The organism is Clostridium sp. MF28 (assembly GCF_002969175.1).
Taxonomy (GTDB): domain Bacteria; phylum Bacillota; class Clostridia; order Clostridiales; family Clostridiaceae; genus Clostridium; species Clostridium beijerinckii.
Window position 1 is genome coordinate 1,855,349 of the sequence record NZ_CP014331.1, and the last position, 20,941, is coordinate 1,876,289.

The 20,941-nt window shown below is 29.4% G+C and carries 19 protein-coding genes; 5 read left to right on the forward strand and 14 right to left on the reverse strand.

All coding sequences use genetic code 11. From position 1 onward, the window contains the following. Positions 1-28: 28 nt before the first annotated feature. On the reverse strand, positions 29-814 hold the full coding sequence (locus AXY43_RS08345; protein WP_023973024.1) for a YdcF family protein: 786 nt from the start codon (positions 812-814) through the stop codon (positions 29-31). 468 nt (positions 815-1,282) lie between these two features. Beyond that, on the reverse strand, positions 1,283-2,863 hold the full coding sequence (locus AXY43_RS08350; RefSeq protein WP_242986201.1) for a [Fe-Fe] hydrogenase large subunit C-terminal domain-containing protein: 1,581 nt from the start codon (positions 2,861-2,863) through the stop codon (positions 1,283-1,285). 241 nt (positions 2,864-3,104) lie between these two features. Between AXY43_RS08350 and AXY43_RS08355 the strand changes: the two genes are divergently transcribed. The 3 genes from AXY43_RS08355 (at position 3,105) to AXY43_RS08365 (ending at position 5,011) form a co-directional block, all read left to right on the forward strand. Next, positions 3,105-3,488 (forward strand): helix-turn-helix transcriptional regulator, encoded by a 384-nt coding sequence (locus tag AXY43_RS08355; RefSeq protein WP_023973026.1) that lies wholly within the window; start codon positions 3,105-3,107, stop codon positions 3,486-3,488. Positions 3,489-3,524: 36 nt separating this feature from the next. Next, a complete protein-coding gene (gene clpP / locus AXY43_RS08360) occupies positions 3,525-4,103 on the forward strand; it encodes an ATP-dependent Clp endopeptidase proteolytic subunit ClpP (RefSeq protein ID WP_023973027.1) in 579 nt (192 codons plus the stop codon). 140 nt (positions 4,104-4,243) lie between these two features. Next, a complete protein-coding gene (locus AXY43_RS08365; RefSeq protein ID WP_039772056.1) occupies positions 4,244-5,011 on the forward strand; it encodes a 3'-5' exonuclease in 768 nt (255 codons plus the stop codon). Positions 5,012-5,103: 92 nt separating this feature from the next. On the opposite strand, the gene AXY43_RS08370 is transcribed toward AXY43_RS08365, so the two are convergent. The 8 genes from AXY43_RS08370 to AXY43_RS08400 form a co-directional block, all read right to left on the reverse strand. After that, complete coding sequence (locus AXY43_RS08370; protein ID WP_105411403.1) at positions 5,104-5,799, reverse strand: response regulator; 696 nt, start codon at positions 5,797-5,799, stop codon at positions 5,104-5,106. A 4-nt stretch (positions 5,800-5,803) separates the two neighbouring features. Next, positions 5,804-7,378: an ATP-binding protein gene (locus AXY43_RS08375; RefSeq protein ID WP_105411404.1), complete on the reverse strand. Its 1,575-nt coding sequence runs from the start codon at positions 7,376-7,378 to the stop codon at positions 5,804-5,806. Positions 7,379-7,641: 263 nt separating this feature from the next. Beyond that, positions 7,642-8,712 (reverse strand): butyrate kinase, encoded by a 1,071-nt coding sequence (gene buk, locus AXY43_RS08380; protein ID WP_065418680.1) that lies wholly within the window; start codon positions 8,710-8,712, stop codon positions 7,642-7,644. Positions 8,713-8,897: 185 nt separating this feature from the next. After that, positions 8,898-9,872 carry a 2-keto-3-deoxygluconate permease gene (locus AXY43_RS08385; protein ID WP_012060164.1) on the reverse strand — a complete coding sequence of 325 codons (975 nt, stop codon included), beginning with the start codon at positions 9,870-9,872 and terminating at the stop codon, positions 8,898-8,900. Positions 9,873-10,072: 200 nt separating this feature from the next. Then, positions 10,073-11,245, reverse strand: a complete 1,173-nt coding sequence (locus AXY43_RS08390) for an NAD(P)-dependent malic enzyme (RefSeq protein WP_023973032.1) — start codon at positions 11,243-11,245, stop codon at positions 10,073-10,075. A 342-nt stretch (positions 11,246-11,587) separates the two neighbouring features. Next, positions 11,588-11,815 carry a TraX family protein gene (locus tag AXY43_RS27790; protein ID WP_435867742.1) on the reverse strand — a complete coding sequence of 76 codons (228 nt, stop codon included), beginning with the start codon at positions 11,813-11,815 and terminating at the stop codon, positions 11,588-11,590. Positions 11,816-11,847: 32 nt separating this feature from the next. Beyond that, positions 11,848-12,402, reverse strand: a complete 555-nt coding sequence (locus AXY43_RS08395) for a TraX family protein (RefSeq protein ID WP_243099192.1) — start codon at positions 12,400-12,402, stop codon at positions 11,848-11,850. Between the two features lie 68 nt (positions 12,403-12,470). Beyond that, positions 12,471-12,923, reverse strand: coding sequence for an Lrp/AsnC family transcriptional regulator (locus AXY43_RS08400; RefSeq protein WP_023973034.1), 453 nt, complete (start codon positions 12,921-12,923; stop codon positions 12,471-12,473). A 133-nt stretch (positions 12,924-13,056) separates the two neighbouring features. On the opposite strand from AXY43_RS08400, the gene AXY43_RS08405 reads away from it, so the two are divergent. Continuing rightward, positions 13,057-13,479: a carboxymuconolactone decarboxylase family protein gene (locus AXY43_RS08405; RefSeq protein ID WP_105411405.1), complete on the forward strand. Its 423-nt coding sequence runs from the start codon at positions 13,057-13,059 to the stop codon at positions 13,477-13,479. A 61-nt stretch (positions 13,480-13,540) separates the two neighbouring features. On the opposite strand, the gene AXY43_RS08410 is transcribed toward AXY43_RS08405, so the two are convergent. Continuing rightward, positions 13,541-15,340 carry a heme NO-binding domain-containing protein gene (locus AXY43_RS08410; RefSeq protein WP_077829387.1) on the reverse strand — a complete coding sequence of 600 codons (1,800 nt, stop codon included), beginning with the start codon at positions 15,338-15,340 and terminating at the stop codon, positions 13,541-13,543. Between the two features lie 359 nt (positions 15,341-15,699). Between AXY43_RS08410 and AXY43_RS08415 the strand changes: the two genes are divergently transcribed. Beyond that, positions 15,700-17,217 (forward strand): PLP-dependent aminotransferase family protein, encoded by a 1,518-nt coding sequence (locus AXY43_RS08415; RefSeq protein ID WP_023973037.1) that lies wholly within the window; start codon positions 15,700-15,702, stop codon positions 17,215-17,217. Positions 17,218-17,299: 82 nt separating this feature from the next. Here AXY43_RS08415 and AXY43_RS08420 read toward each other — a convergent pair whose 3' ends face one another. The 3 genes from AXY43_RS08420 to AXY43_RS08430 form a co-directional block, all read right to left on the reverse strand. Then, complete coding sequence (locus tag AXY43_RS08420) at positions 17,300-18,640, reverse strand: FAD-dependent oxidoreductase (RefSeq protein ID WP_039772032.1); 1,341 nt, start codon at positions 18,638-18,640, stop codon at positions 17,300-17,302. A 286-nt stretch (positions 18,641-18,926) separates the two neighbouring features. Continuing rightward, on the reverse strand, positions 18,927-19,328 hold the full coding sequence (locus AXY43_RS08425; RefSeq protein ID WP_023973038.1) for a response regulator: 402 nt from the start codon (positions 19,326-19,328) through the stop codon (positions 18,927-18,929). 35 nt (positions 19,329-19,363) lie between these two features. Further along, the gene (locus tag AXY43_RS08430; protein ID WP_023973039.1) at positions 19,364-20,893 is read right to left on the reverse strand and encodes an ATP-binding protein; all 1,530 of its coding nucleotides are present in this window, start codon (positions 20,891-20,893) and stop codon (positions 19,364-19,366) included. Between the last annotated feature and the right edge of the window lie 48 nt (positions 20,894-20,941).

A 20,941-nucleotide genomic window follows, 5' to 3' on the forward strand; every position in this document is an offset into this window, starting at 1 on the left:
ATTATGTATTTTATTTTAATTGCTAAAATCAACATCTACGGTAAAAATCTTCATTATTAATCAGTGTCTTTAGACTATTGTATGCTTCTTCTATTTCTCTTGGTATATCAACATGGACTATAAATTTCTTTCCATTAGGTCCATATCCATTTTCATTATCTCTTAATCTTGATATCTCTCCCATCAAAAGTTCCAAATACCTTTTATCTTCCCAGATTCCATTAATTCCAATATTACTTAATTTTAGATTTATATCAATCTTAGGAATAAACGGAGCATAGTTTATTAACTTAATATTATTATATGTATACTTAGAAAATGAAGCAAAAGTTCTAAGCTGCATAGTAGGATCTTGAATCAAAATTAAAGATTCATATTCTATATTTAATTTCCATAATAATTCTATTGTCTTTTTAGCATTATCTCCACAATTCGTAGATTTATTTTCTATAATAATTTTATCTGAGTTAACACCATAAATTTTAGTCATTATATCAAAAAATATATCAGCTTCCGGCCTACCATCTACTTCAATCGAATTAAACTCTGAACTTCTCCTTATTTCATCTCTTAGTATTTGGGTAGAATGTCCAATCCCCCCACTAATTAAAATCTTATCACATATATTATTCTTCCATGCATTCACAGCACACTGTACTGTATAAGGTATAGAATTCCCTAATAAGACTAATACATCAACTTTTTTTAATCCAAATTTTCTTTCTAGTTCCTTAGGATTTAACGTGTTAATATCTCTAACTGCCAAAAATTCAGATATCTTATTAATATAATATTGGATTTTTTCACTATTCATTGTTATTTCCCTCCACTAAAAGCATATAATAACAAAATCACTACTGATATGAATTAATAAATTATAACATAAACTATAATATATTTTTTTCACTAACTTTGCATATTTATTTTACCATAATATTATCTTTATGTTATTTATATCATCGTTAGTAAACCCTAATATAATAATCATTGATTGGATAAACGCTATAACAACATAAATATATATTATTAAATTAAATTTTAATAAAAAAGCATACTTATAAATTCATTAAGAATTCTATAATAAAAATTTAGCTATAAAGTAAAATATCAAAAAAAATAAGATAGACTAGCCTTTTAAGAATAGTCTATCTTATCCGTGGGTATAAATGGGAGAGGGTTTATATCTTTTGTATGACTATATATTAACATATTTCAACAATAAACGCCATATATTTTAATATATTTCTTATTTGTTTTTCGTCATTCATTCTCCTTTATCCAGTTAATGCCTTTGTCTCTTTTTTGTATTATTATTTCTAAATTCATTGGATTTATCAATATAGCTGGTATGAAACAAAGATTCTGCCCTTGTGCTATTAGGATCTCCTATATAGCTCTTATACATATTTTCAAGATTTTCATTTTCGTCCGACACTCTTTTTATTGATTTTTTATCAATATTCCTTAGAATATCTGCTCTCAATATTTTATAATCTTTTCCTAACAACTCATTTGAGGATTTATTATAACATTTTACCTGTACAGCTTTAGCTCTGCAGACGTTATTACATAATTTACAGCCAACACACTCTTCTTCTTTAACCTCTGCCCTTCCTCTAACATTATATTGTATCGCATTAACAGGGCAATTTTGTATACAAGTACCACACGATATGCATAGATTTTCATTAATTTGAGACTTTGCACTTATTCTAGGAGTCCCTCCTCCATTTATGCACCCTCCGTTACATGCCACTACTTCAATGAAATAATATTCCTTCCATTTGTTACTGACTAAAAATTTTTCAATTTCTTTTAGACCATTTACCACTGCTACTTTACAATTCTTATTACCTAAAATAACCGATACTTCTTCTATTCCCTTATATCCTTCTACTGGTTTTAATATCATATTTTCAGCCTCAGATATATCGTTCTTTAAATAACTCATCACGGTTCTAAAAATTGCTTGCATTGCTCCTTGACTCATACCAAAAAGAGCTGCTGCCCCAGTATATTCCCCCATAAAATCATCCGGTTTTTCGTCTGGTATAGCAGTTATATCTATGCCTTTCTCTTTTAAGAGATTTGCATATTCTTTTACAGTTAGAACAATATCAATATCTTTGTAACCATCTCTCCCCATATCCTCTTTATCAGCCTCATATTTTTTAGCACTACATGGTTGTACAGATACAACAACTATATTGGTAGGCAAAATATTATAAACATCTGCAAAATATGTTTTTATTCCTGCTCCCATCATCTGCTGAGGAGATTTCGCTGTAGATATATTATCCAGTATTTCTGGATGATATATTTCAGCGTAACGTATGAAAGAAGGACAGAAAGACGTAAACATAGGAAGTTTTTCTTTATTAGCAATTCTTTTAATGAATTCACTACTTTCCTCTACAACTGTCATATCATTCCCAAATTCAGTATTAAATACTTTTTGAAAACCTAATTTCTTTGCGGATGGAGCTATTTTTCCTCCAACATAAGTACCTATTGGAAGATTAAATTCTTCTCCTAGTGTTGCTTTGACTGCTGGAGAGGCCGTTAAAACTAAATATTTCCCACTACTTAAGGCTTCTTTAACTAAATCTACGTCATTTCTTACATCAATCGCTTCTGTTGGACAGGCAAGTGTACATTGTCCACAATATAGACATCCAGAAGCCCCAAATCCTCCACTTTTAGTATCCACAGTTTTCCTTCCTGAATCTACTTCCTTTAATATCGCCATCTTAGTTTCTTGAGCACACGTAAAAGCGCATGCAGTACATCCAATACATTTTTTCTTGTTTATTTGTATTATATTATCCTCTTCAATTCTATTGGCTTTCTTTGACTTTCCCATAAATTTCTCCATATTATTCATTTCTATAGTTATAATTACTTTTTATCTTCTTTTATTATTACTATATCTAGTTTATTAATTATTTAAATTTTTCATAGCAACTGAAAACTATCATTTAAAAATGAACATAAACTCTTGACTCTGATCGTTTCTTAAATATTTAATGAGCAAAAAAAGACAGGATTTAAATAAAATGTTGCTATATAATATAGGAAAAGATTAAATGAGGTGAGCGCCTTACATGAATTATGAAGCTTGTATAAAAAAGTCCATTGAATATATAGAAAATAATCTAAATAAGAAAATACAACTAAAGGAACTTGCAGATAAGGCCTTTTTATCCAAATACCACTTTCATAGGGTTTTTCATTCAGTGGTTGGAGAACCTGTTGCTGAATATATTCGTAAAAAAAGATTAGAGGAAGCTGCAAATGAACTATTAACTACAGAAAATAAGATTATAGATATAGCGCTAAAATATCAATTTAGTAATCAGGAATCATTTACTAAGGCTTTCAAAAGGCTTTATGGAATCCCCCCTAAGGAATTTAGGAAAAACAAAATAAATTTAACAACAATACATTCAAGAAAGAATTCTACAACTTACCTTTCTATGGCTGCTTAGAATTCATCAAAAACATTTTTTAAGGAGTGAATCTTTATGAGCTATGTACCAATGGTTATTGAACAAACAAGTCGAGGAGAACGTTCTTATGATATCTATTCTAGATTGCTAAAAGAAAGAATAATTATGCTAAGCGATCAAGTAAGCGATTCTACCGCAAGTATAATTACTTCACAATTACTATTTCTTGAATCAGAAAATCCAGATGCTGATATTCACTTTTATATAAATAGCCCCGGTGGTTCTATTACAGCCGGAATGGCAATATATGATACAATGCAATATATAAAGCCTGACGTATCAACAATATGTTTAGGATTAGCTGCAAGTATGGGATCGTTTTTACTTGCAGCAGGCGCACCTGGAAAAAGATATGCTCTTCCAAATAGTGAGATTCTAATCCATCAGCCATCTGTACATGGAGGTTTTCAAGGTCAAGCTACAGATATTAGGATTCATACTGAATGGCTGCTAAAGACAAAAAATAAAATAAATAAAATATATAGTGAAAAAACCAAAAAGCCAATAGAGGAAATTGAAAGAGATATGGAACGAGATTATTTTATGTCTGCTCAAGAGGCTTTATCTTATGGAATAATAGATAAAGTTCTTTGATAAATATAAATTATTATTATAAATATATTGAAAAGGTTCAAAAATTTTTGAATCTTTTTTATTATGCCTATATTATTCACATCTTCATTGGCTATAATATAAATAGTATTCTTATTCTTAACCAAAAAGCAGGTGAAAGTATGTATTATGTAATATATGATTTAGAATTTAACCAAAAAAGTAATGCCTCTGAAGATTGCAATAATATTAATTTTTCAAAATTTAATGCTGATACTAACATACCACTTATTCCTTTTGAAATAATTCAAATTGGTGCTATAAAACTAGATAACAATTTCCAAAAAGTGTCTACATTCAATTCCTTAGTCAAACCAACTCTATATAAAACCATTCATCCATATGTTGAGAATTTAACTAAAATAACTTGTGATAAAGTTTCTTCTTGCAAAAACTTTATTAATGTCCATGAAGCTTTTTTAGAATTTATTGGAGATGATGACGTACTACTCTGTGTATGGGGAGTTGGTGACATTAAGGAACTCTACAGAAACTTGGGATTTTATAATCTATCTACTTCATATATTTCAAAATATATTGACATTCAGAAGTATGCTTCAAAATATCTTAAAGCACCCAAAAATTCTAGAATTGGTTTAAGAAATGCTGTTGAGATTTTAAATATACCAATTTATGGTGAATTTCATGATGCACTTAATGATGCTTACTATACTTCTGAAATTTTTAAGCGTATTTATAACAAATACATGAAGCCTGAAACTTACGTTCCTTCACCAGCAAAAAGAACTACAGAACCCAAAGAAGTAATTGATACTGAAGCTTTATTAAAGCAATTTGAAAAAATGTATAATAGAGAACTGACTAAAGATGAAAAGTCAATGATTAAAGTTGCATACATGATGGGAAAAACGAAACAATTTCTGAAATAAATGCAGCTAGTAGAAAACTTTTTTTAGTTCAATATAAAAAGGATACTCTATTACTAATTTTTAGAGTATCCGTGAATTCATAAACCGTAACATTATAGACCTTTTATTTTATATTTATACAATGGCCTTCCAATCTTTCCATACTCTATGATTTTCTCCAGTTCGCCTTGTTTGCTCATATAGTCAAGGTATTTCCTTACAGTAACTTTTGCAATGCCTAACTTTTCTGATAAGTCCTCAGTAGTAAAATACTCTTCTTTAGTATTATTAAGCTCATTAGCAATTGAATTATAAGTATACTTGTTCAAGCCCTTTTCTAGATTTGGTTTTGTTTCACTATTGTTTGTTTTCTTATTTTTATTACTCAAAATAAACTTATCTAGATCGCTTTGTTCCATAGTCTGGCTATTTTCAAAGCTATTTAATCTTTCTCTAAAAATATTGAGAGATTCGTTAAACCTTTCAAATGTAAAGGGTTTTATCAAATAGTCTACAACTCCATATCTAAAAGCATCCTTTACTCTCTCTACACTCTTATCAGCAGTAATTAATATAACATCAGATAGTATTTCATTTTGCCTTAACCACTTTAGCAAATCTATGCCATTTTCATTAGGAAGAAAAATATCTAATAAAATTAAATCTACCTGCTTCTGCATCAAAAATTCTTTTGATTCAGAAAGGTTTGCAACTGCTTTTTCCAGTGAAAATCCCTCTATTTTTTTCAAAAACTTAGAATTAATTTGTCTTACCATCGGATCATCTTCAACAATCATAGTTTTAATCATATATTCAACTCCTCCTCATAGGTATAGATATATCCCATTCAGTACCATTATCAACTTTAAATTTAATAGTTCCTTTAGCTTCATCAATGATCTTTTTCACTATATACATTCCAAATCCTCGTTCTCCTTCTTTACTTGTGATTCCAATGTTGTAAATAGAATTTCTGATATTCTCTGGTATCCCACAGCCATTATCCTTTACCATAATTTTCATTTGATCATCTTCCTCAAAGATTTTCATATATATTTCACCAGTCCCATCATTTTTAACTGCATCAATAGAATTTTCTATTAGATTTCCTACAACAGATCCTAACTCTTCTGATGTCATATATTGTGGTAATTTAATTACTCTTGAGTCATCATCTATTATCAAATTGATTCTAGCTTCTTCACACTTACTATATTTAGATAGTATTAACGCTGCCAAAGATACATTTTTTATTTTATCAGATATTATAGTAGTTATATTCTTTTTACTTTCCACTATTACATTAACAAACTTAATTACTTCATCATATTCTTCGAGTTGTATAAGTCCTGAGATTGTATGAAGTTTATTCATAAATTCATGATTTTGTGCTCTAAGTGACCATGCCATTTTCTTTATACCAGTTAACTCCTCAGCCATTTTTCTAACTTCACTTAAATCTTCAAATGTTACAACTAATCCAAGAATTTGTTTTTTAAATCCTCTTATAATACTGTATTTACACATAACGTTTACTCCAGGACGAACTTTTATCTCAATATTAGTCATAGATTTCCCACTGTTTAAAACTTTTAGAGCCATACTTTCGTAGGTAAAATCAGTAATCGGCTTCCCTATATCATTTTCTTTCAAATGTAAAACTTTACCAGCTTGCCCGTTAAATAGCGTTATGCATCCATTATTATCTAAAGCTATTATACCTTCCTTTATATTTTCAATTACAGTTTCTTTTTGCTTTAAAGCCAAGGCTATTTCTTCTGGTTCAAGTCCAAATATTGACTTCTTTATATTATAAGATAGAGCTATAGCTCCCGATATACCCAATATTAATCCCATTAATATTATAGGAATAAATTTATACATTTTCGTATAGACTTCGTTATCAAATTTATTATACAACATACCAACAGCAACTGCACCTATCTGCTTATTACTATCATCATAAATAGGTGCAAATGCTCTTACAGAAATACCAAGTGTACCACTTCCTGTTGATATATATTGCTCTCCTGTGCTTAATACCCTATCTTCATCTCCACCAGCAAATCTTTCCCCTATTTTACTTTTATCTGGGTGAGAATATCTTATGCCATTCATATCCATAATTACGATAAACTCTACATTTGTCTTTATACGGGCCTTCTCTATCTCACTATTTAACAGATCAATCGGAATTGCCTTATTTCCTTTCAAATATTCTTTAACTTCATAGGTTGATGCAAATGAATCCGCTATATTCAACATATTTTTATCTATTTGATCTCTTAATAACTTTTTCATTTCAATAAAAGAAAGTATTGTTATACTTCCAATTGAAATTACAAGGATAGCTATTACAAGAGATATTATTTTACCTTTTAGCTTCATTTTATCTCCTCTATCTAATTCTAAATTTTAGTTCACTTACATTATATATAAATAATTCCTTATTACAAAATAGTACAACTTCCTTAGTAATACGTTTACTTGCTATTTATCAAAGCAATTTCCCACAAAAAGTTAAGAGCGTATCCCTAGGAATCCGCTCTTAATTCATGATTTATTAAAGCCAATAAACTAATACTCAATAATTATAGTAATACTAATGCTATCTTTTCAACTACTTTCTAATCTTTAGTATATACAGAAGTCTATTTATATTCTTTAACTTCTTCTTGCCCGTTTAAAACTCTTAGTGCACCTTGAGCTAAAGCAAGCATTTCATCTTCACCTGGATAAACAGTTATTGGAGCAATAAATTCCACTTTTTCTTTTATGATGTCTACCATCATTTTTTCGTAGGCAATGCCTCCAGTTAAAATTATCGCATCTACTTTTCCACATAAAACCGCAGCTGCTGCACCTATATCTTTTGCTACTTGATATCCCATAGCTTCATAAACTAACTTTGCCTTCATGTCTCCTTCTGATGCAAGTTGTCTAACTATTCTCCCATCGTTTGTATCAAGATATGCTACAAATCCGCCTTTTCCAGTTATCTTCTTCAATATTTCTTCTAAAGTATATTTTCCGCTAAAACACATTCTAGCTAAATCACCAGATGGTATACCACCACTTCTTTCTGGTGAAAATGCGCCTTCTCCATCAAGAGCATTATTTACATCAATTATTCTCCCATTTTTATGTGCGCCTACCGAAACACCGCCTCCCATATGAGCAACTATAACATTTATATCTTCATAGTTCTTCATATTTTCTTGCGCATACCTCTTAGCCACTGCCTTTTGATTTAATGCATGAAATATACTTTTTCTTGGAAGTTCTGGCACTCCTGAAAATCTTGCTATATCTTCCATTTCATCTACAACTACTGGATCTACTATAAAAGCAGGTTTATTAATAGACCTCGCAATTTCATTGGCAATTATAGCACCAAGATTAGATGCATGCTCTCCTTGAACATTTTCTTTTAAATCTTTTAACATATTATCGTTTACACTGTAGGTACCACTAACTATAGGCTTTAAAAGTCCACCTCTTCCAACTATTGCATCCATTTCAGTTATATTTATTTTATTGTCTTCTAGTATTTTTAATATAACATCTGTTCTAAAGCTTTGTTGATCGACTACGTACTTAAACTTTCCTATCTCTTCTGATGAATGTCTAAGTGTTTCCTCAAAAATTTCCTTTTCACCTTCATATACTGCTATTTTAGTTGATGTGGAACCTGGGTTTATAATTAATAATTTATGACTCACACATTTTCCTCCCCTACGTTATATTTAATTATAGTATTTGCATCTATTGTTATTATTATCAACACAGATACAAAACCTGTTTTTAAATTATACTCTGTAGGTATCAGCTTTAGCAAGTATTTTTCAATATTAAAATTAATTTTATTAATTCATACTATAGCTCTTAACCCAATACTAATAATTATTTATTGCACTACTGCTTCTCTGCTCAATTTCTTTTCTTTATTTGCTCTAAGCATTTTAAACACATAAGAAACAATGAATGGACAAACAATAGCAGATACTACGCATGCCGCTGCAACTTGTGCTGTTGCTATTGTTGCTATTGCAGCCAATGTTGGATCTGCCGCTGCAACAGCTGCTGGTGTGGCTACGGCATTTCCTGCTGTTGATCCTGTTGCAAGTCCAATTATAGGTTCTTCTCTAAATAATTTTAAAAGTATATATGCCCCTATTCCAGTAAAGGCAGCTATCACTCCTAATAATATACCAGGACCTCCAGCTTTTACAATTGTATCAAGATTCATTCCTGCACCTAATGGGAATGAGAAGAATGGAATTAATAACAACTTACTGCTTCCAAGAAACTTTCTCATATCAGGGTCGGCGTTTCCTAAAATCATTCCTATTCCTATTGGAATTAAAACTGCAACAAGTGACATAAATGGAATTTGAGCAAGCCCTGATGCACCTAATGCAACCAAAGTGAAAAATGGACCATCTTTTAAAGATAATAGAGCATAAGCACCTACATCTGTTTCATCACCATATTGTGAAGCTAGAGATGCATATAACCCACCGTTGCAATTTGTTAGTGCTGAAAGAATCGCTAGTGGTGATAAACCTAATACACCAGCTGGTCCAAAAACTTTTCCTACAATTATACCGATACCAGCACCCACTATGAATTTTCCAGATATTAATAGTGCACCTTTTTTTAGTGCTTTAGGTGCTAATTTGAAATTAATTTGTGAGCCAATTAAAAACATAAAGCAAGCCAGAATTGTTGATGATGCCGTCGAACTAAATAGTGCTGTTGTATATCCACCAATTTTAAGAAATTGCGGACAAAAAGTGTTAACTAGTACTCCTAAAAAAAGTGGAACAAGCATCATACCACCCGGTATTTTATCAAGTGTTTTCTTAATTGGGATTTGCATATATATACCTCCTAAAATCTTGTTTTTTATCTTTAAACCTTTACATATATCTCATGATAAACTTCTACTTAAACAATCCTAATTTATAATTTTGTTAGATATAATTAGTTATAATCGTATTTTATTTAGAATTTGTACATGTCACAAATATAGTAATTCTAATTTCTTACTTTCTAATAACATGTACAAATCGAATCCAGCTATTTTCTCGCAACCCCACTTTCTCTTGCAGCATTTGCAATTTCTTCTGCTACCTTTGTAGCAACATTTTTATCTAAAGCACTTGGAATTACATTATTTTCACTTAAATCTTCATCTTTAATGTATCCAGCTATGGCATATGCTGCAGCAAGTTTCATTTCCTCATTTATTTCTTTTGCTCTAACATCTAAGGCACCTCTAAAAATACCTGGGAAAGCTAGAACATTGTTCACTTGATTTGGAAAATCTGAACGCCCTGTTCCTATAACTCTAGCTCCAGCTGCTTTTGCTTCATCTGGCATAATTTCCGGTGTTGGATTTGCCATTGCAAAAATTATTGCGTCTTTATTCATTGCTTTAACCATTTCAGGCTTCAATATTCCTGGAGCAGACACGCCAACAAATACGTCAGCACCAATTAAAGCATCTGCAAGGCTTCCTTTTATATTATCTGGATTTGTTATTTCTGCTAAAGCATCTTTAGCATCATCTATTTTTTCCATGCCTCTATATAAAATACCTACTTTATCGCAAGCAACTAAGTTTTTTACTCCTGATGATAATAAAAGCTTAGCTATTGCAGTTCCTGCAGCCCCTGCTCCATTTACTACTACTTTTATATCTTCAAGCTTCTTATCTACTACTTTAAGTGCATTTATAACACCAGCAAGAACAACTATTGCTGTTCCGTGTTGATCGTCATGAAATACAGGTATATCAACTACTTTCTTTAATTTTTCTTCAACTTCAAAGCACCTTGGTGCTCCAATATCTTCTAAGTTTATTCCACCAAATGTTGGCGCTATCAATCTAACTGTATTAACTATCTCATCAACATCGTTAGAATCTACTAATATAGGGAAAGCATCAACATCTGCAAATTCTTTAAATAAAATTGACTTTCCTTCCATTACAGGCATTCCTGCCATTGGCCCTATATCTCCTAGTCCTAACACTGCACTTCCATCTGTTACTACTGCTACCAGATTTCCTTTCGATGTATATTTGTAGACGTTTTCCTGATTCTCATGAATTTTTCTGCATGGTTCTGCAACTCCTGGTGTGTATGCAAGACTTAAATCATCTCTTGTTTCAACCTTAACCTTAGATGTGATTGAAATCTTTCCTTGTTTTTCTTCATGTAATTTTAAACTTTCTTCAAAATAATTCATTTAAAACATCCCCTCTATATTTAAACATTTACATTTGATATTTAATATTTTGCTGTTGTTTGGTGTAACTAGATAATATCATTTTGTCTGAAAATTTAAAATATTAAGTAAGTTTAATTTATGTTTAGTAAATTAAGAATACTTTGTGTTTTTTTTAACGAGTATTTTAATTGCCCTAAATAACTTTTTCACATAGCATCAATAAATATCTTTTTAGAAATATTAGCTTATGTACTATGCAAATATAAAAAAAGCATATCCTAGAAATAAAAAAACAAAATGAAGATCCTATTCTTTTGAACACGATCTCCATTTTGCATTTTCATAAGCCATTATTTAACTTCAGTTTATATGTGTAATTCCTCCCAATAAAAATAATATGAATACATGGATAGGATAATAAAAATAAAATAAATATTTTAATCCACGTCCCTTTTTTCCATTATAAAGCATCATTAGCGGTATAGCGAAAATCATAATCCACTGATTGTAACCATAAAATATATTCTTAAATGAAAAACTCGCAAATGGAAAAAACGATACTGAAAAAATTGCATAAACAATCATCATTTTTTTTCTGTCATTTCTTAAATAAAAAAATATTATTCCGAGAGCAACAAATGAAACACTTCCTTCACAAAGCAATGGACAAGGTAAAAAGGATATAATATTCCAGCTATGTTTTTTGAAAATATTGAATAAGTACTTATTGGTAATACAACTTCAAACATTATCGCTAAAAAAATAATATAAATTTTCCTATACAAATCTTTGCTTTCATCTCTTAAATATTCAATTAGTAATATATTTAATGCTATCAAAAAGAATGTCTCGAATATATTATTACTCACTGGAAAATATGATGGATCATCAACTGATATCTTCCATGAAATAAATTTTCCTAAAGACATTACTATTGAAAATAAATATAATCTTTTAACATAAGTTTTTCTATTCCCTGTATAAAAAAAGCCTTCTGCCATTGTAAAGAAAAAAAGTGGAGCCGATAATCTCCCAAGCCAATTAAACCAAATTGGAATTCCAGTCGATGCTAAGAATTCATGCATATGATCCATTGTCATTAATACTAATGCGATTATCTTCAAAGAAAATCCACTAAACCCTTTTTGAATAATATTATTATTTGCTATATACATACTGTATCTCCTAGCTATTATTAAAACTTCATATGTAAGTTCATGCATATTTATTAATAACTATTTATTTATATATGTTCCATAAACTTATTTATGTTATTATCTATTTCTACTTCTGAAAATGCAATAATTGTTGTTGTCAGTGAATATTCTGATATATCATTTATAAACTCTTCTATCTCTTCTAAATTCTTTACAGATAATTTTACTAAGAAACATCCATCCCCTGCTATCCTATATCCCCATTCACTTCGTTTATGATTTTTAATAAAATTTTTAAATTTGTTATATTCTCCGTTCTTCATTGTAATCTTCATTATACAATCAATTGATAATCCCAGCTTTTTCTTATTTATTCTAATTGTATAGCCTTCTATAATACCACTATCTTGAAGTCTGTTCACTCTCTCTGTAACGGAGGGAGGTGATAAATTTATACGCTTAGATAATTCTCTTATTGATAACCTACTATTTTTTTGCAACTCTGATAATATTGATATATCTATTTCATCAAATTTCATATGTAACGCTCCTAGTATATTTTTTGTTCCAAATATAACCTTATCATTAGTATTATATGTCATCTAGAATGTAAATAATACTATAACTCCTATATAATATTAATTGTTAATATTATATAAAAGGAGATTTATTATGGCAAGAATCAATTTTTCAAAAGAAGGAAATACACCATTTCAAAAACTATTAGGACACAATAAAGATATTATGTTAAAGTGGTCCGATTTAGAGAATCTTCTTTTCTCTACCAATACATTCACTTCTGAATTAAAAGAACAGGTAAGACGTACTTTGGCATTTAATAATGCCTGTGAATATTGTATGGCTAAAGGTAAGCCATTCAATAACATAAACGATTCAAAGATTTTAGCAGCTACCAAATTTGCAAATTCATTTTCAAAAAATTCTGTAGTTAGCGATGAGGATTTCATCCCTTTAAATAATGAACTTTCTGAAAAAGAAATTTCAGAGCTTATTGCTCTAATATGCTTTATAACAGCTTCTCAAAAATTTGGAGCTACTCTTAATTTACAACCAAGTTGTTCAATTAATATTTAATAAAAATACCTACTAAAAGTAAATGATTTTCTTTTAGTAAGTATTTTTATATATCATGAATTTAAATTTTATATTTCTCTAGATCATTTTTAAAGGTTTTTGTAATACCTTTAAAATCAGATATATTATCTATAAGTTTTTTTATCTCATTTGTATAATTTATTACACTAGCACTTACTTCTTCCGATGATGCTGAATTTTCTTCCGCAATGGCTGCTAACGACTCTATACTATCATATACATCAGATATAGAATCAGCTTCAATATTTAACTTGCTTATAGTCTCAATCATAGAAGTTGCTACACTCTGTACTGATTGATTAGCTTCATAGCTAATATTTCGTACGACGTCTAAGTTATTGGTTTCTTTTTCTAATACATTATATTGAACATCTATGTGATCCACTAAGAAACCTATTTCTTTAACAAATTGAGCTAAATTAGAGTTAATATCAAGTACTGCCTCTTTGGACTGTTCAGCAAGTTTTCTTATTGATTCTGCAACAACAGCAAACCCCTTCCCTTGTTCTCCTGCCCTAGCTGCTTCTATGGATGCATTCAATGCTAATAAATTAGTTTGTTCTGCTATTCCTGATACTATAGATACAATATTATTTATATCTTTAGCCCTTCCTTCAAGCTGTGTTCCCTTCTCTTTAACTTCATTAAAACTCTGTAAAGATTTCAAAATATTTTTACTTGCATTTTCAACATTTTCATAGCTATTATTAATTTTAAGCATGGCATCTTCAAGTTCTGATTTATTTTCATTCTCGTTTTCAACTATATTCCTTAAGGCTTCGATGTTTCCATTAAGTGCTTGTACAGCTTTATCTGTATTCTGAGCTTGTGTAACAGCCCCATTCGCAACCTGTTCAACAACGCCACTTATTTCTGTTGAAGTATGATTCATCGAATCAGAAATCTTGTTTATTGTATTTACAAAAGTATTCATTTCATCTGTAACACCTTTAAATCCAACGAAATCTGCCTGAATTACTTTTTTATGTTCCTTAAGTAAATCATAAATTTCTTCAAAGAAATCATTAGTGGTAATTTTTCCATCAATATTGTATTCATTTTTAATTATTCGTTCTATTTCCTCTTTTATTTTTCCTATAGGTGACATCATTAAAGAAACACCTACAAATGTAGCTAAACCGGATACTAAGCTTCCTATTAAAACCTTTGTAATATCATTTATTCCTAACATTATCAAAAAAACTATAGCCGATATTACGAATGAAAATACTCCTGCCTTTGCCCCAAAACTTTTTATAATACCCAAAGAAAAAACTCTATTAAAAAAGTATTTTTTATTGTAATATACGTCTCTTTCAAAAGTAAGTTTTAATTTAAGCTCACTGCTCGTTCTTGATATTTCTTTTATATCCACTTTTTCGTTAAAGTGTTCGCAAGTCCCTTGAAGCATACCTAAAAAATAGTCAAACATTCCTCTAGAAGAATTATAGCTAAAGATAGCTTCCCTACTCGATATTGGCTCTATAGATACCAAAGGTGGCTTCGCTCCTGCAAACTTTTTTGTCATCACTACATGTACATCAAACATCGACTTTAAAAATGAATATACATTGTCATGTTTGAAAAATGCTGGATAATCATGGCTAAAAGCTTTTATATTATCTTGTCCAATTTTTCTCCAAAGAGTTCCTACCTCTATATTTTGAGATTTAGCTATGTATGATATTATTTTCTTAACTTCTCCATCGTCTACATTTTCAATAGGTGAAAATATTTTTGTTGTTCCCCAACCTATATAATCCATTGCTTCGTTGACAATTGAGTCTCCAAACAACTTTCTATTTGTCTTCATCCATGTTGATACAACGGTCCCTTTCATAAACACATTACCCCCTTTTCTCTTTTTCTATAACAGTATTTCATGCCATTTATCATATTTCACGTTATTGTATAATATAATTATACACTTATTTCCTTTAGTCAGTAAATATATTACTAGTTAATATATATTATTATTTAATATCTTCATATCTTTATTTTTAATAACCATCGCACCATTTTATTGACACAAAAGAAATAGTATGGTAAATCTAAAATAATTGAAATAAATTAATTCTATACAGTTTAATTGCATTTATAAAATTCATTAGATATTAGTATTAACAATATAATTTAAACATTAAGTATTTTCTTATTAGATTTGTTGTTACTTATCTAAAGTAGTGAGGTGATTCAGTATTGATATTTTCTAATCTTAATATAAATAAAGATGAGCCTATTTATATTCAAATTGAAAGACATATAAAACAAGGCATTAAAAACGGTGAATTAAAGAAAGATAGTAAGCTTCCATCTACAAGGGAAGTAAGTAAGTTTTTGAATATAAGTAGAAATTCTGTAATTTCAGCCTATGAAGAATTAGAAAGCATAGGAGTAATAACAACAAAAAGAGGGATAGGTACTTTTATCTCCATAGAAAGTGAAAATGAAAGTTATGAATATAATGTAGATTTTTCTAAAAGGATTAACAATTATGGAACTACCTTAAAAAAGTTTGATATTATAAAAAGTGAATTGCCGTATAAAAAGGGAATGATATCATTCAAATCCATTTCTCCTGAAAGTCATCTCTTTAATCTTGATGATTTTAAAAGATCTCTGTTAGATGCTTGGACTTACGAAGAAGCCAATCTATTAAATTACGGTTATGCTAAAGGATATAAGCCATTAATAGATTATTTTTTAGATTATATGAGAGATAAAAGAGTTGATACTAATAACAAAGATATCTTAGTAACTAATGGATTTACCGAAGCCTTTGATATAGTAATTAGTTCGCTAACAAATAATGGTGATATTATTTTATGCGAAGAGCCAACACATAATACAGCTTTAAAAATTATGAAAAGCTATGGATTAAAGATAGTTCAAGTAAAAATGGATAAAGAAGGTCTAGACTTAATATCTCTTGAAAATGCTTTAAATAAATATAATCCAAAGTTCGGATATTTGATCCCGTCTTACAATAATCCAACTGGAATCGTAACTAAAACTGAAAGAAGAAAGGAAATATATAAACTTTTTAGAAAATATTCTGTTCCTATAATAGAAGATGGCTTTAATGAAGAATTACTCTACTCAAGCTCCCCAATTGATCCAATAGCATCACTATGCGGAACTGGTAATGGAGTCATATATATAGGAAGTCTTTCTAAAATACTGTTTCCAGGTCTTAGAATAGGATGGATATTCGCAGATGATAAGCTTATAGAAACCTTAGAAAGTGTAAAACGTGGAAGAAATATTCATTCTTCTTTTTTAGATCAAAGCGCATTTTTCTATTATTTAAAAAGTGGTGCTTTCAACAGATATGTTAAAAATGTAAGAAAATATTATAGAGATAAATACAATCTTGTACTCGATATGGTTGAAAAATATATTCCATATGAATATATAACTGGTGAGGGTGGCCTTCATGTATTCATAAAGCTAAAGAACAACATAAATGCAAGAACTCTTCTAGAACTCTGCTATAAAGATAATGTATTATTTATGCCTGGTGATATTTTTTATGAAAATTCCAATGATAATGTAGAATTTCATACTAAAACAGATGATAACAAGCCTATTAGCCATAGAAAAAAAAGCTTAAAAGGCTATGATACTTTTAGAATTGGATTTGGTCGAGTAAGTGACGAAAATATAAAAAAGGGCATTGCGATAATAGGAAAAAATATAAGACTTTTGGATAATTAGTATCTACTTAAAGTAAAAAAATCATTGCCACAAAATTATGGCCAATGATTTTTTTATTTAACACCTATTATAAGAATTTTTCCTATATATTTTTTAATGCCTGCAAAGCAGCTATATTTAGTAAACTCCAAGGTTTATTAAAATGTGGTTGGAAGAAGAAATCTGTCATTGCAAGTTCTTCTATAGTCATTTTATTTTGAATTACTACTGACAATGTGTTCATAAATTGTGTTAAATCTAAATTCGAAATTATTTGACCTCCAAGTATTCTTCTACTATCTTTATCATAAACTAATTTTAATAATGCTTCTTCGTAAGTAGGCATAAACTCTGGTCTATAATTATCTGTAACAGAAACTGCTCCTACATTAAATGATGTTGTATTTTTTGCAACTTCTTCAGTTAATCCTGTAGATGCAATGCATTTTTCATATATCTTAATTCCTGATGTGCCTTGTGTTCCCATATACTTTAATTTAGGTTCAACTATATTATGAGCAATTAAAGTTCCCATTCTCACTGCATTTGTTGCCAAAGGTATATATCGTGTATCATCAGCCGGATTGAACTTAACAACACAGCAATCTCCTGCTGCGAATACATCTTTTCTACTTGTTTGCATATATTCATCAATCATAATTGCACCATTTTGAAGTGTCTCCAATTTACCTTTTACAAGAGCAGTGCTTGGTGCAAACCCAATACATAATATAACTAAGTCTGCCTCATATTCATTATTATCAGTTACTACATGTGAAACTTTATCATTATCTCCCTTGAACAATTTAACTTTTTCCCCTAAAACTAGGTTTATTCCATGATCTCTAAATTCCCTTTCTGCAATATCAGTAAATTCTTTGTCCAAGTACTTAGACATTATTCTCTCTTCAGCATCTATTAATGTAACATTTTTATTCTGAATTTTGAAAGCTTCTGCAAGTTCCACACCGATGTATCCGCCACCAATTACAACTACATTCTTTGCATCACTGCGTCTAGCTTCAATTTCTTTTGCATGATTATAGTTTTTACATAATAAAATATTTTGTAAATTTCCGCCTTCAAATTTAGGTATTATTGGCCAAGACCCTAATGTTAAAACTAACTTCTCATAACTATCTTCAAATATCTCATCATTTTCTAAATTCTTAACTTTAACAATTTTATTATCAAAGTCGATATCTAAAACATCATGTTTCATCTTTGTTTTAACTCCTAAAGAGCTCAAATTATCTGGTGAATTATAAAATAATTTTTCTGTTTCAGTAACTATTCCTCCTATACTTAACGCAATTCCACAAGAAAGAAATGATATATTATCGTTTCTTTCATAAACTATGACATCACTATCTGGGTATAATTCCTTTAAATTAACAATAGCAGCTGTTCCTGCATGTGTGCATCCAATTACAATAACCTTCATATCATATCCTCCTGAAATATTTCAATAATTTTTACTTACAAATAATAATTATTAACTAATAACATTATATATCTTTATCTAAAAAAAATAAAGAATTTTTCTTCAAAAATACAATCATTCTCTAATATCTATTTTGCAATTAAATCTCTACATTCTGTAATTAGCTATCACTTAGTGTGATAAAAGTTTTATTAGATTTATCATTGAATATATATATTATTAATTATTTGTTTATGATATATTTTATACTTCTCATTGAATAATATACTTAATGCATTTAAAAGCCTTATTCTATCTTTTTAAAGTTCAATTTTTCCATTACAAGATCCATTTTTTTTATATCAATAGGCTTTGTCGCATATACTTCACAACCATTGTTAAAAATGCTTTTGACTAAGTCCGCATCATTTAGAGCTGTTGTCATTATTATTTTAACTTTTTTATTATTCTCAATATCTTTTTGCTTTTCTATTTCTCGAATAGTCTTTAGAACCTTCACTCCATCTACCTTTGGCATCATTATATCTAAGCACACCAAATCATAAGGTTCGCCTTCATCTAATGCAATTAAATAGGCATCTAATCCTTCCATTCCATCAAGTGTGATATCGCACTCACCATACTTAGACATAAATTTAAACAAAAGCTTTCTACTTGAAAGATCATCTTCTACTATTAAAATTTTCACTGTTAATCCCCCTTATAAAATATATAGTATAAAACTTATAAACTATTTATAATTTTCTCGTAGTTATTTTTAATTCCCAACTCATCTTTCTTTCTTGCCGCAAGTTCAATTTTAAATGCTAAAATCTTAATATTATTCAGACTGTTTTCTTCACAATATTCTTTTATTTCATGAGCTATATTTTCAATCTTAATGTAATCTTCTAGCGTTTTTTCTTCAATAAAATATCTCTCCATGCTATATAACCATTTTAACAACGTCTCCTTAATCTCTTTATCAACTATAATAAAACTATTATTATATGTAGTATTTCTTAAGAATAGTTGAATGGTGCTTTTTGCCTCTAAGTCGATGTTCTTTAGAGTCCTTTCTAAAATTTTTTTAAGTTTATTTATATCTATTGGTTTTGAAATATAGTCATCCATGCCTTGTGATAAAAATCTTTCTCGATCTCCCTTCAAAGCATAGGCTGTCATCGCTACAATAGGAATATGCCCTCCTGTTTTTATTTCATTTTTTCTAATTATCCTAACAGTTTCACTTCCATCTAATTCAGGCAATTGTACATCCATTAGAATTAAATCAAATCTGTAATTTTCAATAAACTTCAAAGCTTCAACTCCATTTGATGCAATCTTTATATTAATATATCCCAGCTCTTTCAACACTTTTTTAATCACTATCTGATTGATCTTATCATCTTCTACTACGAGAATTTTTTCACTCTTAGAATTTTCATCATTTATTTTTTGATGATCTAATTCTCCAATATCATCCATTGCCTTATCTAATTTAATGGCAAAGTAAAATTTACTTCCAACTCCTTTTTCACTCTCTACTTCTATATTCCCACCCATTAATTCTACAAGTTTTTTGGAGATAGAAAGTCCAAGTCCCGTTCCTCCATATTTTCTTGTTATAGATCCATCAACCTGACTAAAACTCTTAAAAAGGTGTTGCATCTCATCTCTGCTAATTCCAATACCTACATCTTCGACCACAAACTGAATTTCATATTCATTTTTACTTTTGTTTATCTTTCTTACTTTTATAATTACAAATCCAGATTCTGTGAATTTTACAGCATTAGAAACTAAATTGTTTAATACTTGCTCAAGTCTATATACATCTCCAACTAAAACTTGCGGAATATTCTCATCAATCGTATAGTGAAGTTGTATATACTTTTCATTAGCCTTTGGCAAGTTAGTATATATTACATTTTTAATAAGAACTTGTATATTAAAATTCACATTCTCAATCAAGACTTTCTCTGCTTCAATTTTTGACAAATCTAAAATATTATTTATTAATGATAATAACGAATGAGCACAACTTTTTACAATACTCAGATTTTCTTTCTGCTCTTCTGTAAGATTAGTTGAAAGCGTCAAATCTGTCATACCTATTATTCCATTCAATGGAGTTCTTATTTCGTGACTCATATTTGCTAGAAACTCACTTTTAGCTCTATTGGCTGCCTCTGCTGCTTCTTTAAGTTTGAAAAGTTCTTCTTTTGTCAGTGCTCGGTCAAACTTATACACATTTTCTCTTTCATTCCCCACAATATTCCCCAACCTTTCCCTTTAGATATATTAACTCCTGTTAATACT

What these genes read in the sequence shown, in the direction of transcription:
- AXY43_RS08345 (WP_023973024.1), bottom strand. Translation starts at nt 814, where the DNA reads ATGAATAGTGAAAAAATCCAATATTATATTAATAAGATATCTGAATTT.
- AXY43_RS08350 (WP_242986201.1), bottom strand. Translation starts at nt 2,863, where the DNA reads ATGGGAAAGTCAAAGAAAGCCAATAGAATTGAAGAGGATAATATAATA.
- AXY43_RS08355 (WP_023973026.1), top strand. Translation starts at nt 3,105, where the DNA reads ATGAATTATGAAGCTTGTATAAAAAAGTCCATTGAATATATAGAAAAT.
- clpP (WP_023973027.1), top strand. Translation starts at nt 3,525, where the DNA reads ATGAGCTATGTACCAATGGTTATTGAACAAACAAGTCGAGGAGAACGT.
- AXY43_RS08365 (WP_039772056.1), top strand. Translation starts at nt 4,244, where the DNA reads ATGTATTATGTAATATATGATTTAGAATTTAACCAAAAAAGTAATGCC.
- AXY43_RS08370 (WP_105411403.1), bottom strand. Translation starts at nt 5,799, where the DNA reads ATGATTAAAACTATGATTGTTGAAGATGATCCGATGGTAAGACAAATT.
- AXY43_RS08375 (WP_105411404.1), bottom strand. Translation starts at nt 7,378, where the DNA reads ATGAAGCTAAAAGGTAAAATAATATCTCTTGTAATAGCTATCCTTGTA.
- AXY43_RS08385 (WP_012060164.1), bottom strand. Translation starts at nt 9,872, where the DNA reads ATGCAAATCCCAATTAAGAAAACACTTGATAAAATACCGGGTGGTATG.
- AXY43_RS08390 (WP_023973032.1), bottom strand. Translation starts at nt 11,245, where the DNA reads ATGAATTATTTTGAAGAAAGTTTAAAATTACATGAAGAAAAACAAGGA.
- AXY43_RS27790 (WP_435867742.1), bottom strand. Translation starts at nt 11,815, where the DNA reads ATGATGATTGTTTATGCAATTTTTTCAGTATCGTTTTTTCCATTTGCG.
- AXY43_RS08395 (WP_243099192.1), bottom strand. Translation starts at nt 12,402, where the DNA reads ATGTATATAGCAAATAATAATATTATTCAAAAAGGGTTTAGTGGATTT.
- AXY43_RS08400 (WP_023973034.1), bottom strand. Translation starts at nt 12,923, where the DNA reads ATGAAATTTGATGAAATAGATATATCAATATTATCAGAGTTGCAAAAA.
- AXY43_RS08405 (WP_105411405.1), top strand. Translation starts at nt 13,057, where the DNA reads ATGGCAAGAATCAATTTTTCAAAAGAAGGAAATACACCATTTCAAAAA.
- AXY43_RS08410 (WP_077829387.1), bottom strand. Translation starts at nt 15,340, where the DNA reads ATGAAAGGGACCGTTGTATCAACATGGATGAAGACAAATAGAAAGTTG.
- AXY43_RS08420 (WP_039772032.1), bottom strand. Translation starts at nt 18,640, where the DNA reads ATGAAGGTTATTGTAATTGGATGCACACATGCAGGAACAGCTGCTATT.